This window comes from Variovorax sp. Varisp36 (assembly GCF_047304235.1).
Taxonomy (GTDB): domain Bacteria; phylum Pseudomonadota; class Gammaproteobacteria; order Burkholderiales; family Burkholderiaceae_C; genus Variovorax.
Map to the genome: position 1 here is coordinate 1 of NZ_JBGLYU010000113.1, position 269 is coordinate 269.

Consider the following 269-nt stretch of genomic DNA (forward strand, 5'->3'; position numbering starts at 1 on the left):
CCCGAGACATACAGCTCGCCTGCCACGCCCACCGGTACCGGGTTGAGTTGCCCATCGAGCACGCGCAGTCCGAGGTCCGGGATGGCCACCCCGACCGGACTGCGCTGCCCCTCGAGGTCCGCCGCCGTGATCCGCCGGTAGGTCACATGCACCGTGGTCTCGGTGATGCCGTACATGTTGATCAGTTGCGGACTGTCATCGCCATGGTGCTCGATCCACTGGCGCAGGCGCTGCGGGTCGAGCGCTTCGCCGCCGAAGATCACCACGCG

1 protein-coding gene is annotated in these 269 nt (G+C 67.7%); it reads right to left on the reverse strand.

Going from position 1 to position 269, the window contains the following annotated elements; all coding sequences use genetic code 11:
* On the reverse strand, positions 1–269 hold a 269-nt coding region (locus ACCD11_RS28405), incomplete at both ends, for an AMP-binding protein (protein ID WP_413316477.1).